This window comes from Vibrio sp. 10N.286.51.E5 (genome assembly GCF_041469125.1).
GTDB lineage: Bacteria > Pseudomonadota > Gammaproteobacteria > Enterobacterales > Vibrionaceae > Vibrio > Vibrio crassostreae_C.
On sequence record NZ_JBFRJZ010000059.1, the window covers coordinates 1 to 15,877 of the forward strand.

General features: G+C 45.8%; 15 protein-coding genes. All 15 read left to right on the forward strand.

Annotation, left to right across the window (positions count from 1 at the left end; translation table 11 throughout):
* Window positions 1-435: flagellin (locus tag AB4161_RS19425; protein ID WP_372083971.1), on the forward strand; the 435-nt coding region annotated here is incomplete at its 5' end.
* A 592-nt stretch (window positions 436-1,027) separates the two neighbouring features.
* Window positions 1,028-2,158: a flagellin gene (locus AB4161_RS19430; protein WP_372083972.1), complete on the forward strand. Its 1,131-nt coding sequence runs from the start codon at window positions 1,028-1,030 to the stop codon at window positions 2,156-2,158.
* Between the two features lie 81 nt (window positions 2,159-2,239).
* Window positions 2,240-2,665: a flagellar protein FlaG gene (gene flaG, locus AB4161_RS19435; protein ID WP_372083973.1), complete on the forward strand. Its 426-nt coding sequence runs from the start codon at window positions 2,240-2,242 to the stop codon at window positions 2,663-2,665.
* A 22-nt stretch (window positions 2,666-2,687) separates the two neighbouring features.
* Window positions 2,688-4,715: a flagellar filament capping protein FliD gene (gene fliD / locus AB4161_RS19440; RefSeq protein ID WP_372083975.1), complete on the forward strand. Its 2,028-nt coding sequence runs from the start codon at window positions 2,688-2,690 to the stop codon at window positions 4,713-4,715.
* 3 nt (window positions 4,716-4,718) lie between these two features.
* The gene (locus tag AB4161_RS19445; RefSeq protein ID WP_017060688.1) at window positions 4,719-5,024 is read left to right on the forward strand and encodes a flagellar protein FliT; all 306 of its coding nucleotides are present in this window, start codon (window positions 4,719-4,721) and stop codon (window positions 5,022-5,024) included.
* A 12-nt stretch (window positions 5,025-5,036) separates the two neighbouring features.
* Window positions 5,037-5,447 (forward strand): flagellar export chaperone FliS, encoded by a 411-nt coding sequence (gene fliS, locus AB4161_RS19450; RefSeq protein ID WP_004736194.1) that lies wholly within the window; start codon window positions 5,037-5,039, stop codon window positions 5,445-5,447.
* 228 nt (window positions 5,448-5,675) lie between these two features.
* Window positions 5,676-7,142, forward strand: a complete 1,467-nt coding sequence (locus AB4161_RS19455; RefSeq protein WP_017064122.1) for a sigma-54 dependent transcriptional regulator — start codon at window positions 5,676-5,678, stop codon at window positions 7,140-7,142.
* 184 nt (window positions 7,143-7,326) lie between these two features.
* Window positions 7,327-8,367: a PAS domain-containing sensor histidine kinase gene (locus AB4161_RS19460; RefSeq protein ID WP_371720995.1), complete on the forward strand. Its 1,041-nt coding sequence runs from the start codon at window positions 7,327-7,329 to the stop codon at window positions 8,365-8,367.
* Window positions 8,368-8,400: 33 nt separating this feature from the next.
* On the forward strand, window positions 8,401-9,810 hold the full coding sequence (locus AB4161_RS19465) for a sigma-54 dependent transcriptional regulator (protein WP_017064121.1): 1,410 nt from the start codon (window positions 8,401-8,403) through the stop codon (window positions 9,808-9,810).
* Between the two features lie 132 nt (window positions 9,811-9,942).
* Window positions 9,943-10,254 (forward strand): flagellar hook-basal body complex protein FliE, encoded by a 312-nt coding sequence (gene fliE, locus AB4161_RS19470; protein ID WP_017060684.1) that lies wholly within the window; start codon window positions 9,943-9,945, stop codon window positions 10,252-10,254.
* 16 nt (window positions 10,255-10,270) lie between these two features.
* On the forward strand, window positions 10,271-12,013 hold the full coding sequence (gene fliF, locus AB4161_RS19475) for a flagellar basal-body MS-ring/collar protein FliF (protein ID WP_372083977.1): 1,743 nt from the start codon (window positions 10,271-10,273) through the stop codon (window positions 12,011-12,013).
* Window positions 12,006-13,067 carry a flagellar motor switch protein FliG gene (fliG, locus tag AB4161_RS19480; protein WP_372083978.1) on the forward strand — a complete coding sequence of 354 codons (1,062 nt, stop codon included), beginning with the start codon at window positions 12,006-12,008 and terminating at the stop codon, window positions 13,065-13,067. The genes fliF and fliG overlap by 8 nt, the downstream gene beginning before the upstream one ends.
* A 124-nt stretch (window positions 13,068-13,191) precedes the next feature.
* Window positions 13,192-13,992 carry a flagellar assembly protein FliH gene (gene fliH, locus AB4161_RS19485; protein ID WP_017060681.1) on the forward strand — a complete coding sequence of 267 codons (801 nt, stop codon included), beginning with the start codon at window positions 13,192-13,194 and terminating at the stop codon, window positions 13,990-13,992.
* Window positions 13,992-15,311, forward strand: a complete 1,320-nt coding sequence (gene fliI, locus AB4161_RS19490) for a flagellar protein export ATPase FliI (RefSeq protein WP_017060680.1) — start codon at window positions 13,992-13,994, stop codon at window positions 15,309-15,311. The genes fliH and fliI overlap by 1 nt, the downstream gene beginning before the upstream one ends.
* A 19-nt stretch (window positions 15,312-15,330) precedes the next feature.
* Window positions 15,331-15,768 carry a flagellar export protein FliJ gene (fliJ, locus tag AB4161_RS19495; RefSeq protein ID WP_017060679.1) on the forward strand — a complete coding sequence of 146 codons (438 nt, stop codon included), beginning with the start codon at window positions 15,331-15,333 and terminating at the stop codon, window positions 15,766-15,768.
* Window positions 15,769-15,877: the final 109 nt, after the last annotated feature.

The following is a 15,877-nucleotide window of genomic DNA, read 5'->3' on the forward strand; positions in this document are numbered from 1 at the left end:
AAAGCATCTGTAACTGAAGATGGCAAGCTACAAATGTTTGCAGGTAACAACAAAGTTGAAGGCAGTGTTGAATTTTCTGGTGGTCTTGCTGGTGAGTTAGGTATTCAAGCAGGTAAAGACGTAACGGTTGACACTATCGATGTAACATCAGTTGGCGGCGCACAAGAGTCTGTAGCTATTATCGATGCGGCACTTAAGTATGTAGATAGCCACCGTGCTGAGCTAGGTGCTTTCCAAAACCGTTTCGACCACGCTATCAGCAACTTAGACAACATTAACGAGAACGTTAACGCATCTAAGAGCCGTATTAAAGATACCGATTTCGCGAAAGAAACGACTCAGATGACTAAGTCTCAGATCCTTTCTCAAGCTTCAAGCTCGATTCTTGCTCAAGCGAAGCAAGCGCCGAAGTCGGCACTTAGCCTACTAGGTTAATCGATTAAAAGGCCACGTTGGTTATAAGCGCTGTTGATCATAAGCGTTAACGTTAGGCTTCCACAAATTAGCTCGTGGTGAGAGATGAGCGCAGCTTCGGCTGGGTTTTTTATTGCCTGCAATTTGGAGAAGGGGGGAGTTTTGGTGTTGGTCGTTGATTGGAAAGCGAGATTCCCTATCACGCTCGCTCCTCACTGTAGGGAGTGACGGGAATTGGGAAATGATGGTTTCCTCGCTTACTACATCGAAGCAGTCTTTCGTCACCCCAGAATCGAGTAGAATGAGATATCAGGGATCTCTTCTGACTTTATATTCAACACTACGCTCATTAACTTAAATAATGGGGCAACTTTAGCGAATGCCGCTCTATTAATTGAAGCCTGATCACACTTTTCTTTGTTGTTGAAAAGAATACGAAAAAAATCGCATTTTTTATTAAAGCTTCTAATTAAGGGGCCGTTAAAGGGATTGAGAGAAATGATATGTACCAATGTAAGGTGAGAGAGACACTGGTGCATAAACAAATTGACATGTATTTGTGTGAGGTGAGAGTCACATAAGTGCATTAAAAAATGCCTAAAGGAGATCAACTATGGCGATTAATGTAAACACTAATGTGTCTGCAATGACGGCTCAGCGCTACCTGAATAGCGCGGCTGAAGGTACTCAAAAATCAATGGAGCGTTTGTCTTCTGGCTATAAAATCAATAGCGCAAAAGATGATGCTGCAGGCCTACAAATCTCTAACCGCTTAACGTCGCAAAGCCGTGGCCTAGATATGGCTGTGAAAAACGCGAATGATGGTATCTCTATTGCACAGACAGCTGAAGGTGCAATGAATGAGTCAACCAACATTCTGCAACGTATGCGTGACCTTTCTCTTCAATCTTCAAATGGTTCAAACAGCAAATATGAACGTGTTGCGATCCAAGAAGAAGTCTCTGCTCTGAACAAAGAACTTAACCGTATTGCTGAAACAACTTCTTTTGGTGGTAACAAGCTTCTTAACGGAACTTACGGTAGTCAATCTTTCCAAATCGGTGCAGATTCTGGTGAGGCGGTAATGCTTTCTATGGGGAACATGCGCACCGATACTCAAGAAATGGGCGGTAAGAGCTACGGCGTAGAAGAAGGCAAAGATGCTTCTTGGCGTGTAGGTGCTGGTGCTGATCTAACGATTAAGTACAACGATAAATTTGGTGAAGCTCAAGAGTTGTCCATTTCTGCGAAAGAAGGCAACGATATTGAAGAGCTAGCAACTTACATCAATGGTCAAAGCCAAGACGTTAAAGCGTCTGTGGGTGAAGGCGGTAAACTGCAACTTTTCGCTTCAAGCCAAAAAGTTGAAGGTGATGTTGAGTTTGGCGGCAGCCTTGCGGGCGAACTAGGTATCGGTGCTGGTAAAGACGTTACCGTTAACGATATCGACGTAACTTCTGTTGCAGGTGCAAACGAAGCAGTATCTATCATTGATGGTGCTCTAAAATCTGTTGATAGCCAACGTGCTTCTCTAGGTGCTTTCCAAAACCGTTTTGACCATGCAATCAGCAACTTAGACAACATCAACGAAAACGTTAATGCGTCTAAGAGCCGTATCAAAGATACCGATTACGCGAAAGAAACAACAGCTATGACGAAGTCTCAAATCCTACAACAGGCGAGTACTTCTATCCTAGCTCAAGCAAAACAGTCACCATCAGCAGCTCTAAGCTTATTGGGCTAAACTTACCTCGGTAAGTAGCGGTAAACTCTACTCTGGGTAGAGTTTTACTGTTTGGCTCATAAAGGAGGGAGGGAGAGTGTTATGGAAATATCATCCAACGCATCGAACATCCAGCCTTATGGCTCACCTTATGGCATTAAAATTGCAAGCGATGAAGGTAGTAGTGCGTCGAGTCTTTCGCGACTAAAAGAAGCAACATCTTATGACAAGGTAGAGAAATCGAAAGAGGAAGCTACCGAAGCGGCGATTCAATTAGCTCAACATAGACAAGAGTTAAATGATGAAGAGCGAGTCAAAATGGTGGAGAAGGTAAACGAGTTTATCTCCTCTCTCAATAAAGGTGTGGCTTTTAAGGTCGATGAAGAATCTGGGAGAGATGTGGTTACCATTTATGAGACCACAACCGGTGATATTATTCGCCAGATCCCTGATGAAGAAATGCTTGAAATTCTAAGACGCCTAGCAGCCCAAAACTCGAATAGTCGAATATTTGAGGTGAAGGTTTAAGTCGTATTATTGAGGTGATTTAATGAGTTTTGGCCCAATGGGGATTTCGTCTGGCATGGATATCAATTCCATGGTCAGCAAAATTGTTGATTCGGAGCGTGTACCTAAACAGCAACGAATCGACAATGAACGAACGCGAATCGATACCAGCATTAGTGCCTATGGAAGACTCAGAGAATCCCTTGATTCGATGAAAAACCTGATGACAAACTTTCGTCAGGAAAAAGCTTTTGCTGTGCGAACAGTCGAAAGTACCGATGAAGGTCTTGTCTCTGCAACCGCGACTACCGAAGCGATCGCTGGCAAATATGCCATCGATGTGTTGCAGCTTGCCCAAAGCCATAAAGTGGCTTCTGATGTACTGTCAGAGGACATGAAATTTGGCCCAGGTAAGCTGCAGGTTTCGCTTGGTGATGACAGCTTTGACGTGCAAGTTGGCGACAGATCGAGACTTATCGAAGTTGTTCGTGGTATCAACGGTGCAGATAGCAACCCAGGCGTTCGTGCATCTATTATCAACGATGTCGAAGGTCCAAGACTTATTATTGCCTCGAACCAGTCTGGTTCAGATCAGCAGATCAACATTAATGTTGAGTCAGATGCTGCCAATCCCTTAAAAAAACTCGAATACAAAACGCTTGAAGAACGTGTTAAAGCGCTAGAGAAAGCGCGCGTTGCTGCTCAAGATATTCTAGCTCTAACCCCTGCAGGAAAAGCCGTTGAACTCATCGATGAAGTGATCGCTAGCGATGACCCAAATGCGAATGAAACACTCGATAAAGATGGCAATGTCATCCCTGCATCCCAAACCGATTCTACCTCCGTTGCTGACGGAGACTCTAAAAGTCTCAGCTACGGTGAGCAAGCCGCCGCCGACGGCCAAGCCGCCCTAGACGCAGCTCAAGCGGCAAAGTCTGTGATGCCTGAAGATAATATCCCTGGCTGGACTGAAACCGCGTCAGGTACGCTTTTAGATTCTTACTACACACCAGAACTTGAGCTTGATGAAAAAGCGATAGAGAAGGCACCCGATGTGCCGGGGTGGTCAAATGCTGCCTCAGGTACGTTGACGGATTCCTACGTGACACCGAAAGAAGCCCAACAAAAGCTTGAAGCTGAGCAAGCGCGTATCGAAGAGAAGATTTCACAAGAAAAAGCGGAGTTGGCTGAGAAAGTTCAAAAAGGCGAACTCACCGCAGAGCAAGCCAAGAAAATTGAGCGTGCCAAATTAGAACCCGAAGAGCGCGAGCTCTTAGAGAAGGTCGATAAAGCGCAAGCAGATCTTGAACAAGCACAGCAATCTTTTGATACCTATAGTGGAATGACTGAAGTTCAGGCTGGCCAAGATTCTATGGTTGTCCTAGATGGTGTTGCTCAACTCTCTAGTAATAACAATGTGATTGAAGATGCCATTGAAGGTATTGATATTACGGTGAAAGGAAAAACGCCAAAAGATAAGCCGCCGGCAGAAATTGGTGTGGAGTACGACCGTAACAGTGTTCGCCAAGATATCGAATCCTTTGTGAGCTCTTATAACCAGTTCTATCAAGTGTCGAAAGACCTCGCGGGTGTTGATCCAACGACTGGTCAAAAAGGCCCGCTCTCTGGTGACAGTACAGTGCGTAACGCCGACTCCCGATTGAAAGGGGTTTTCTCATCAAGTATCGAAGGTGCGCCAGACAATCTAAAGTCTTTGACTGAATTCGGTATCACCACCACAAGACAAGGCTCGCTAGAAATCAACTACGATATGCTTGACCGTCAACTCAACAATAACTTTGATAAGTTGGGTGAGTTCTTTGGTGGCAACAACGGTTTCGCCAAAAAAGTGGAAGATGCGATTCAAGGTATCACAGGTATCACGGGTTCAATCCGTACTAGAGAAAAGAGCTTGGTCGAGCAAAACTACCGTTTGGTTGATGACCAAAGCGCGCTCGACCGCCGCATGGACAGCCTAGAGAGCCGTACCCACTCTAAGTTCACAGCCATGCAAGATGCGACCAGTAAGATGCAATCTCAGCTGGGCAGTATGATGAATGCGTTGGGCTAATAGATGAATAGCCAGCTACAAGAGCTTTGTGAACTCGATCAACTAATTATCTCTAAACTGGAATTTAGTGAAATTAATGCTGAAGAAATAACGCAGCTTGTCGATAACAGAGAACAGTTATTGCAAAACGTGCTTCAAATAATCGACTCACATCCCGACGTTAAGCAAAGTTCTGAATGGTTTGAAGCCATTACCAGAACCAGAAAATTAGTCGAATTGATGCAGTCTGAGACGAGTCGAGTAGGTAAGACCCTACATAAATACCGTCACGGCGCTAAATCAGTTCAACAATACAAAAAGTTTCTATAGAAGAGGTTTACTATGCGCGGCTCTTTACAGGCATATAAAAAGGTATCAGTGGATAGTCAGCTAACGGCTGCCTCACCGCATAAGATTGTACAAATGCTAATGGCCGGTGCTATCGAGCGTTTGATTCAAGGCAAAGCGGCAATGCAAGCAGGCAACATCCCAGTGAAAGGTGAGCGACTTGGTAAGGCTCTAGATATCATTATTAGCCTACGTAGTTGCCTATCTATGGACGATGGTGGCGATATTGCGAAAAACCTAGATCAACTTTATGAGTTCATGATCACGCAAATTTCTGCGGCAAATCACAAAAATGACCCACAGCCTATTGATGATGTTATCGATATTATTCGCGAAATTAAGAGCGCTTGGGACCAAATTCCGAACGAATATCACAACTTGACGTCCGCTGACGTAGGTATTTAAAGAAAAATTGCAGTTTTAACCAATCTCATATCCCTTAATTGGTTGGTTGCCTTATTTTTTTAATCAAATAAAATAGAAGCCATTAGATAGCCTAATGGCTTTTTTCGTTGCTGATTTCCTAAATTTGTCCACGTAGACCATAATCATTGATACATCTCACTGTTTTATAGACTACGTTGCTCACCGTTTTTCCGCATCGCACCAAAATAAAGGCAATAATTCCTACTTATGCAAGGTTTGGCAAAACTGCTTGTCGTCGACGATAACGCTCAAGATCGTCACAATTTAAGCACAATATTAGAGTTTGTAGGAGAGAGCTGCGAAGTAATCAGCTCTGAACAAGCACGTAAAGTTGACTGGTCACTACAGTGGGCCGGCTGCATTATTGGTACCATTAAAGGTAAAGGCTTCAACGCATTACTGAATGAGAAGCTTGTTCACGCCAATCACATCCCTTTACTGGTGATTGGCAAAAACAATCACCCGGTTGACGAGTTGACTAACTATGTTGGTGAGCTTGAACTTCCTCTTAACTACCCGCAATTAAGTGATGCATTAAGACACTGTAAAGACTTCTTAGGCCGCAAAGGTGTTCAAGTTGTGTCTTCGGCACGCAAGAACACCCTGTTTCGCAGCCTAGTAGGACAAAGTGCTGGCATTCAAGAAGTACGTCACTTAATTGAACAAGTCTCTTCTACGGAAGCGAACGTGCTGATTCTTGGTGAATCAGGTACAGGCAAAGAAGTCGTAGCGCGTAACATTCACTATCACTCTAAACGTCGTTCAGGGCCTTTTGTTCCTGTAAACTGTGGCGCGATTCCACCTGATTTGCTTGAAAGTGAACTGTTTGGTCATGAGAAGGGCGCATTTACTGGGGCGATTACCGCACGTAAAGGCCGTTTTGAATTGGCTGAAGGTGGTACACTGTTTCTTGATGAAATTGGCGATATGCCGATGGCGATGCAAGTTAAGCTGCTACGAGTACTGCAAGAGCGATGCTTTGAGCGTGTAGGTGGCAATAGCACCATACAAGCTGATGTTAGAGTGATTGCGGCAACCCACCGCAACCTTGAAGATATGATCGACGATGATTCGTTCCGTGAAGATCTTTACTACCGCTTAAATGTATTCCCGATTGAAATGCCGGCGCTTCAAGATCGTAAAGAAGATATTCCACTGTTGCTTCAAGAGCTGATGACTCGAATGGAAGCGGAAGGCAGCATGCCTATCTGTTTCACGGCTCGTGCTATCAACTCTTTGATGGAGCATTACTGGCCAGGTAACGTTCGTGAACTAGCGAACCTGGTTGAACGAATGGTTATCTTGTATCCAAACAGCTTGGTTGATGTGAATCACCTGCCAACTAAATATCGATACAGCGATATCCCTGAGTTCCAGCCAGAGTTTAATAGCTTTGGATCTGAAGAGGAGCAAGAGCGTGATGCACTTGCTGACTTATTCTCAGAAGATTTCAGTTTTGATCAGCAAGATGATATTGCCGACAATGCTAATGCGCCTCAAGAGTTACCGCCAGAAGGGGTTAACTTGAAAGAGCTACTCGCGGATATGGAAGTGAATATGATCAATCAAGCGTTGGAAGCGCAGGGCGGCATTGTTGCTCGTGCTGCTGACATGCTTGGAATGCGTAGAACCACTCTGGTTGAAAAAATGCGTAAATATAACTTGCAGCGATAGTGTCCAGTTTTCGATGAAAACGAAAAACTAGCACACACTTTTTAGCTATTTGGTAACTCTAGCTAAGTGAACAGATAAACCATAGTCGAGTTGTTGCTTGCTTAACTATGTGATAAATATAGCAAATAGCCTGACTCGTGTTGTACGTCTCAGGCTGTTTTAGTATTTGAGGCAAATTTTTGACATGCGCGTATCTAACGAACCAGAAAATCAATCACACCTAGATTCTGTTGAACAGCAGGTTGAGCGCTATAAGCAAGTACTCGACGTGATGCCAGCTGGGGTTATCTTGTTAGATACACACGGCGAAGTGAGAGAAGCGAACCCTGAAGCGCATCGTATTCTTGGTGTTGAGTTGGTTGGCGAGAAGTGGTTTTCAGTGATTCAAAGTGCCTTTGACCCAAAAGACGATGACGGTCATGAGATCTCATTGAAGAACGGGCGAAAAGTGCGTTTGGCGATTTCAGCCTCTACCACGGGTCAGCTGATTTTGATTACCGATCTGACCGAGACCCGACTATTGCAGTCTCGCGTGAGTGATCTTCAGCGTTTGTCTTCATTAGGTAGAATGGTGGCCTCGCTTGCCCATCAAGTGCGAACGCCGCTTTCAAGTGCGATGCTGTATGCATCAAACCTTGCCGCGCCAAATCTGCCGCCGGCAACAAAAACGCGTTTTCAATCTAAGCTTATGGATAGATTGCATGACTTAGAGAAGCAAGTGAACGACATGCTGTTGTTTGCCAAAGGTGGTGACAACAAAGTCGTTAAGCCATTTACTGTGGCTGAATTGATCACTGAATTTCACCCTATGGTGGAAGCGGCATTGAAAACTAACCAGATTGATTATTGCCAAGAAGTTGAGGGCGAACAGACTCAAATGTTCGGCAACGCCAATGCTATCGCCTCAGCGTTAAGCAACCTAGTGTTGAACGCGGTTCAAATTGCGGGTAAGGAATCGCAGATCGATGTGTTTTTTAGGCCCGTAAATGGCGAGCTTAAGATATCAGTGCAAGACAGTGGCCCCGGCGTACCGAAAGAGCTTCAAGGTAAAATAATGGAACCCTTCTTTACCACTCGTTCACAAGGTACAGGTCTAGGCTTAGCGGTTGTACAAATGGTATGTCGAGCACATGAAGGCCGACTGGAATTGATATCAGAAGAAGGCGACGGCGCATGCTTTACCATGTATCTACCGCTTGAAAGAAGTGCTTCTTCTGAAGACTAATAAGTTTTAACTGAATTTACACTGGAGAATCCTATGGCTCAAAGCAAAGTGTTAATCGTCGAAGATGATGAAGGTCTACGCGAAGCCCTTGTCGACACACTCGCGCTTGCTGGCTATGAATGGCTGGAAGCGGATTGTGCGGAAGATGCTCTGGTCAAATTAAAATCGAACTCCGTTGATATTGTCGTATCTGACGTGCAGATGGCGGGCATGGGTGGCTTGGCACTATTGAGAAACATTAAGCAGCATTGGCCAAATTTGCCGGTATTGCTAATGACAGCGTACGCCAACATCGAAGATGCCGTTGCTGCAATGAAAGAGGGCGCTATCGACTATATGGCAAAGCCATTTGCGCCAGAAGTGCTGCTCAACATGGTCAGCCGTTATGCGCCTGTAAAGTCGGATGACAACGGCGACGCTATCGTTGCTGATGAAAAAAGTATCAAGCTAATGATGCTGGCTGATAAAGTTGCGAAAACCGATGCCAACGTCATGGTGTTGGGCCCGAGTGGTTCTGGTAAAGAGGTGATGTCTCGCTACATTCACAATGCTTCTAGCCGAAAAGATGGCCCGTTTGTCGCGATTAACTGCGCGGCGATCCCAGACAACATGTTAGAAGCGACCCTGTTTGGTTATGAAAAAGGCGCATTTACTGGCGCTATTCAAGCTTGCCCGGGGAAATTCGAGCAAGCGCAGGGCGGTACAATTCTGTTGGATGAGATCAGTGAAATGGATCTTAGCCTACAAGCCAAACTACTGCGTGTTTTGCAAGAGCGCGAAGTTGAGCGATTAGGTAGTCGTAAGAGCATCAAATTGGATGTTCGTGTATTAGCGACCAGTAACCGAGACCTTAAACAGTATGTTTCTGAAGGGAATTTCCGTGAGGATTTATACTATCGTTTGAATGTATTCCCAATTTCTTGGCCACCACTGTGTGAGCGAAAAGGTGATATTGAGCCTTTAGCTAAGCACTTAGTTGAGCGTCATTGCACCAAACTTGGTATGCCTGTACCGGTTATGTCAGCGCAAGCGATCAGTAAACTCGTCAATTATCCGTGGCCGGGCAATGTTCGCGAATTAGACAATGTGGTACAGCGTGCGTTAATATTGAGCGAACAAGAGAACATCTCTGGTGAGCACATTCTTCTTGAAGGTGTCGATTGGCAAGACGCAAGCAGCCTACAACAAATCGTTGAAGGCACTGACGTAGCTGCGCCAGAAATCAAGCCGATTGCCGAAGCAAACCCAATCAATAAAATCGCGGCTAGCAGCGAAGGGTTAGGTAATGAGCTTAGAGATCAAGAGTATGCGATCATTCTTGAAACCCTGATTGCATGTAATGGTCGACGCAAAGATATGGCTGAAAAACTGGGTATTAGCCCTCGTACACTGCGTTACAAGTTGGCTAAAATGCGCGATGCTGGAATAGATATCCCAAACTGAGGATAGATTAGTAGTGTCAGCTTTCTGACTAGTGTAATACGATATCTAGTCAATTTAATGTGTGGCACGCTAATTGCTCTGTCAATAATATAGCTAAATAGATAGTCATAATTTTGACTCCTGAGGTAGTAGATGAGAATAGATGGTTTACAAGGCGAAATGCAGGCGATGATGGTCGAAGCTGCCAGCGCGCGTCCCGCAGCAACGGGGCAAGCGGTCGGTGCAGATTTTGGCAACATGCTGACTAATGCCATCAATAATGTGAACTCATTACAAAAGACTTCAGGTGATCTTCAAGCTCGTTTTGATAGTGGAGACCAAAGCGTATCCCTATCGGACGTGATGATTGCTCGTAATAAATCTAGTGTGGCTTTTGAGGCGACGATCCAAATTAGAAATAAATTGGTCGAATCGTACAAAGAGCTGATGAATATGCCGGTATAAGTTGGGTAGTTAAATAGTGGCAGATAATAGTCAAACAACAGATTTAACCGTAAGCGATAGCAACGACCACGCACTGATTGCAGGCTCTGAGCTAGACGGAGAAGGGCAAAATCCCGATCTAGGTGAACGCAGTTCATCGAAGTTCGATATGGCTGTCGGTGATCTCGATTTACTTCGTCAGGTCGTCTTAGTCCTTTCTATCTCTATCTGTGTAGCGCTGATTGTGATGCTGTTTTTCTGGGTAAAAGAGCCAGAAATGCGTCCATTAGGGGCTTACGAAACAGAAGAATTGATCCCCGTTCTTGATTACTTGGATCTGCAAAAGATCCAGTACACGCTTGAAGGCAATACCATCTCAGTACTGGCGAGTGAGTACAACTCATTAAAGCTTAATATGGTACGAGCGGGTTTGAATCAAGAGCGAAACGCGGGTGATGACATCCTCATGCAAGACATGGGTTTTGGTGTATCACAACGTTTAGAACAAGAACGCCTTAAATTAAGCCGCGAAAGACAACTTGCCAAAGCCATTGAGCAGATGAAACAGGTGCGTAAAGCTCAGGTTTTATTGGCCCAGCCGAAGCAGAGTGTTTTTGTACGTCATAATCAAGAAGCCTCTGCTTCTGTATTCCTAACTCTAAAAACAGGTACTAACCTCAAGCAGCAAGAAGTTGATTCTGTTGTGGATATGGTGGCAAGTGCCGTTCCGGGAATGAAAACCTCACGTATTACGGTGACCGATCAGCATGGCCGATTGTTGAGCTCAGGCTCTCAAGACCCTATGTCAGCGGCGCGTCGTAAAGAACACGAGTTAGAGCGCAATCAAGAACAAGCGCTGCGTGAAAAAATTGACTCCATCCTGATTCCTATTCTTGGGTTTGGTAACTACACCGCTCAGGTTGATATCCAGCTCGATTTCAGTGCTGTGGAGCAAACCAGAAAACGTTTTGATCCGAATACACCGGCGACTCGAAGTGAATACACCTTAGAAGATTACAACAATGGAAATACGGTGGCGGGTATTCCGGGTGCGTTGAGTAACCAGCCTCCAGCGGATGCCTCAATTCCACAAGATGTGGCTCAGATGAAAGACGGCGCGATGACAGGTCAAGGCTCTGTTCACAAAGAAGCGACTCGAAACTTTGAGCTAGACACCACCATCAGTCATGAACGTAAACAGAGCGGCACGGTTAATCGTCAGACGGTTTCTGTTGCGATCAAAGACCGCCAATCCTTGAACCCAGATACGGGTGAAGTGGTTCATACGCCAATCCCGGCGAGCGAAATCAATGCGATTCGCCAAGTACTGATTGGTACGGTGGGCTTTGATGAAACTCGTGGTGATTTGCTCAACGTATTAAGCATGCAGTTTGCACCTCAAGTAACAGATGTTGTTGCTGATGTGCCAATCTGGGAGCATCCAAACTTCAATGATTGGGTTCGTTGGTTTGCAAGTGCCTTGGTTATCATTGTGGTGGTGTTGGTACTTGTTCGCCCTGCAATGAAGAAACTGCTTAACCCAGCAGCAGACAACGATGAACAGATGTACGGACCTGATGGCATGCCAATTGGTGCCGACGGCGAAACCAGCTTAATTGGTGGTGATATTGAAGGTGGTGAGCTGTTTGAATTTGGTTCAAGTATCGACTTACCAAACCTTCATAAAGACGAGGACGTGCTGAAAGCAGTACGTGCACTTGTAGCGAATGAACCAGAGCTAGCAGCTCAAGTAGTTAAGAATTGGATGGTAGATGGCTAACGAAATAGTTCCACAACAAACTGAAGGCGGTGAAGTGCTTGATGTCTCTAGCGTGGATATCGGCTCTATCTCAGGCGATGAGCGCGCTGCGATCTTGTTGCTCAGTTTAAATGAAGAAGATGCTGCTGGTATTATTCGTCACCTAGAGCCAAAGCAGGTTCAGCGTGTGGGTAGTGCGATGGCGCGAGCTACAGACCTATCCCAAGAGAAAGTAGGCGCTGTGCACCGTGCTTTCTTAGATGATATTCAGAAGTACACCAACATTGGTATGGGCAGCGAAGACTTCATGCGTAATGCGTTAGTTGCTGCTCTGGGTGAAGACAAGGCGAATAACCTTGTTGACCAAATCCTTCTCGGCACAGGTTCGAAAGGTTTGGATTCGCTTAAGTGGATGGATCCTCGTCAGGTGGCGAGCATTATCATCAACGAGCACCCTCAAATTCAAACTATTGTGTTGTCGTACCTCGATGCCGATCAATCGGCTGAGATCCTGTCTCAGTTCCCAGAGCGAGTTCGTCTGGATCTGATGATGCGTATTGCCAACCTTGAAGAAGTTCAACCTTCGGCGCTTGCTGAACTGAATGAAATCATGGAGAAACAGTTCGCGGGTCAAGCGGGTGCTCAAGCTGCCAAAATTGGTGGCCTGAAAGCCGCGGCTGAGATCATGAACTACATGGATAACAACGTGGAAGGCGTCTTGATGGATCAAATCCGTGACCAAGACGAAGACATGGCAACACAGATTCAAGATCTGATGTTTGTCTTTGAAAACCTTATTGAAGTTGATGACCAAGGTGTTCAACGACTACTACGTGATGTTCCACAAGATATTCTACAGAAAGCACTTAAAGGTGCGGATGAAGGTCTACGTGAGAAGATCTTCAAGAACATGTCTAAACGTGCTGCCGATATGATGAGAGACGATATTGAGGCGATGCCGCCAGTCAAAGTCTCTGATGTTGAAGCGGCTCAGAAAGAGATTTTGGGTATCGCGAGGAAGATGGCAGACAGTGGCGAAATTATGCTGTCTAGTGGCGCCGACGAGTTCCTTTAATACAGAAATCTCAAAAGCCCCACACTGTTGGGGCTTTTCTTTATCCAATCTCGAACCACAGATTAACTCAGTTTAACTGCTTGAATTCACAATACAGTTAAGTCACTCATAGATAGGTACTGATATGTCAGGTGATAGAAAACGCGGCTTCCTTCGCCCTGAAGAAGATAATACGGTTGCCCAACCTCAGAAATGGGGGCTGCCTGACTACACCTCTGACGTGAGCAAACAAGCCAAAGAAACCGCTTTTAACTACGACCCTAGTTGGATGCCAACGGTTGAAGAAGCCATTGAAGATGAAGAGCTGGTTCTGACTGAAGAGCAAATCGAGCTGATTAAACAAGGCGCTTATCAGGAAGGGCTGCATCAAGGCCAAGAGGCGGGCTTTAAGCAAGGCTATGAAAAAGGCAAAGAAGAAGGTTTTGCTGCCGGTCACGAAGAAGGCAACGAAGCCGGCAAGCTTGAAGGCGTAACCGCGGGTCAAGAGTACATTCAACAGCAGGTGGCCGTCTTCATGGGGCTGGCAAACCAGTTCGCTCAACCATTAGAGTTGATGAACGCTCAGGTGGAGAAGCAATTGGTCGACATGGTGCTTACGATGGTCAAAGAAGTGGTTCATGTTGAAGTGCAAACCAACCCACAAATCATATTAGATACCGTTAAAGAATCGGTAGAGTCGTTGCCGATTTCTGGTCACGCAATCACATTGAAACTCAATCCGGAAGATGTGGCGATCATTCGCTCTGCGTATGGCGAGACTGAATTGGACTGCCGTAATTGGACGCTGGTCGCAGAGCCAGCACTCAACCGTGGTGATGTACAAATTGAAGCGGGTGAGTCGAGCGTTAACTACCGCATGGAAGATCGTGTAAAGAACGTTATTCAAAATTTCTGCGGCGCAAATCGTCACCAAGGTCATGAGTAATGCTTGAGTTAGCGAATCGTCTCAGTCAGTACAAAGTCGAGGGGCTAAAATCGCGACCAATTGCCTCTGGTAAATTAGTACGCGTTGTTGGCTTAACGCTTGAAGCGACCGGCTGTAAAGCGCCAATCGGCAGTTTGTGTTTAGTCGAAACCATGTCTGGTCAGATGGAAGCCGAAGTCGTCGGTTTCTCTGGCGATAACCTATTTTTGATGCCGAGTGAGCAAATCACCGGGATCTTACCTGGCGCTCGCGTCACGCCAATGACTACCGAAAGTGGTATCCCTGTTGGAATGGAACTGCTCGGTCGAGTGATCGACGGCGTAGGTAATCCACTCGACGGTTTAGGTCCAATCTATACAGAGCAACGCGCTTCATTTAATGCGGAGCCAATCAACCCGTTAGCTCGTAAACCGATTTCTGAACCACTCGATGTCGGCTTGAAAGCCATTAATGGTTTGCTAACCGTGGGTAAAGGGCAACGTATCGGTCTGTTTGCTGGCTCTGGTGTCGGTAAATCCGTAACTCTGGGCATGATGACTCGAGGCACAACTGCGCAAGTAGTGGTCGTAGGCCTAATCGGTGAGCGTGGACGAGAAGTTAAAGAATTTATTGAAGAGATTCTTGGTGAAGATGGCCGTAAGCGTTCGGTTGTTGTTGCCGCTCCTGCCGACTCATCACCATTGATGCGCTTAAAAGGCTGTCAAACCGCGTTGGCTGTCGCCGAGTACTTCCGCGACCAAGGCTTAGATGTTCTGCTACTCATGGATTCATTGACCCGTTTTGCTCAAGCTCAGCGTGAAATTGCTCTGTCTGTGGGTGAGCCGCCAGCAACCAAAGGTTATCCGCCATCAGTCTTCGCTAAGCTTCCTGCGCTGGTGGAACGAGCAGGTAACGGCAATGATGAACAAGGTTCAATTACCGCTTTCTTTACCGTGTTAACCGAAGGCGATGACCTCCAAGATCCGATTGCCGATGCATCGCGAGCGATTCTCGATGGTCACGTTGTGTTGTCGCGTGAAATGGCTGATGCCGGTCATTATCCTGCGATTGATGTTGAGAAATCCGTCAGTCGTGTTATGCCGCAAATCACCACTGAAGAACATGTCTTGATGTCGAAAGCGGTAAGGCAAGTGCTGTCTATCTGCCGTAAAAACCAAGATTTGGTGTCGATTGGTGCTTACAAGCCAGGAACGGATCCAGCAATCGATAGTGCCTTCACGTTGAAACCAAAACTGGATGAGTACTTGCAGCAGAAGATGAAAGAGACCGTCCCATACGACATGTGCGTCAACATGTTGAAACATGTATTGGGTGGCTAACGGGTGAATAAGGTTAGTCATGGATAACGCATTAGAATTTTTGCTCGATCAAGCCAAAGATCAAGAGAACCAAGCGGTACTTGCGCTCAACAAAGCGAACTCTGAGCTGCAAGGCTACTATGAGCAGGTTGCGCAGATTGAAAAGTATCGACTGGATTACTGTCAGCAGCTCGTTGACCGCGGCAAGGCAGGCTTAACGGCGAGCCAATATGGTCACTTGAACCGCTTCTTAACTCAGTTGGATGAAACATTATCCAAACAGAGAGAAGCCGAGCACCACTTTAAAAATCAAGTCGACAACTGCCAAAGCTACTGGATGGAGTTACGCAAAAAACGTAAATCCTACGAGTGGTTGATGGAGAAAAAGCAGAAAGAGAAAGCAAAGCTGCAAGATCGAAGAGAACAAAAGCAAATGGATGAGTTTTCGACTCTGTTATACAGCCGAAAGAAGATGTGATCCTAAGCCACGAATGACGTCAGTGCTGTTCTCTATATTGTGAAAACCGAACTTATAGGCATGTTTCTTGCTCCGTTTTATATAAAATTGCGCGTTATGCCCACCAAAG

Excerpts from the sequence above, each read along its gene's own strand:
- AB4161_RS19430 (WP_372083972.1), top strand. The coding sequence starts at position 1,028 with ATGGCGATTAATGTAAACACTAATGTGTCTGCAATGACGGCTCAGCGC.
- flaG (WP_372083973.1), top strand. The coding sequence starts at position 2,240 with ATGGAAATATCATCCAACGCATCGAACATCCAGCCTTATGGCTCACCT.
- fliD (WP_372083975.1), top strand. The coding sequence starts at position 2,688 with ATGAGTTTTGGCCCAATGGGGATTTCGTCTGGCATGGATATCAATTCC.
- AB4161_RS19445 (WP_017060688.1), top strand. The coding sequence starts at position 4,719 with ATGAATAGCCAGCTACAAGAGCTTTGTGAACTCGATCAACTAATTATC.
- fliS (WP_004736194.1), top strand. The coding sequence starts at position 5,037 with ATGCGCGGCTCTTTACAGGCATATAAAAAGGTATCAGTGGATAGTCAG.
- AB4161_RS19455 (WP_017064122.1), top strand. The coding sequence starts at position 5,676 with ATGCAAGGTTTGGCAAAACTGCTTGTCGTCGACGATAACGCTCAAGAT.
- AB4161_RS19460 (WP_371720995.1), top strand. The coding sequence starts at position 7,327 with ATGCGCGTATCTAACGAACCAGAAAATCAATCACACCTAGATTCTGTT.
- AB4161_RS19465 (WP_017064121.1), top strand. The coding sequence starts at position 8,401 with ATGGCTCAAAGCAAAGTGTTAATCGTCGAAGATGATGAAGGTCTACGC.
- fliE (WP_017060684.1), top strand. The coding sequence starts at position 9,943 with ATGAGAATAGATGGTTTACAAGGCGAAATGCAGGCGATGATGGTCGAA.
- fliG (WP_372083978.1), top strand. The coding sequence starts at position 12,006 with ATGGCTAACGAAATAGTTCCACAACAAACTGAAGGCGGTGAAGTGCTT.
- fliH (WP_017060681.1), top strand. The coding sequence starts at position 13,192 with ATGTCAGGTGATAGAAAACGCGGCTTCCTTCGCCCTGAAGAAGATAAT.
- fliI (WP_017060680.1), top strand. The coding sequence starts at position 13,992 with ATGCTTGAGTTAGCGAATCGTCTCAGTCAGTACAAAGTCGAGGGGCTA.
- fliJ (WP_017060679.1), top strand. The coding sequence starts at position 15,331 with ATGGATAACGCATTAGAATTTTTGCTCGATCAAGCCAAAGATCAAGAG.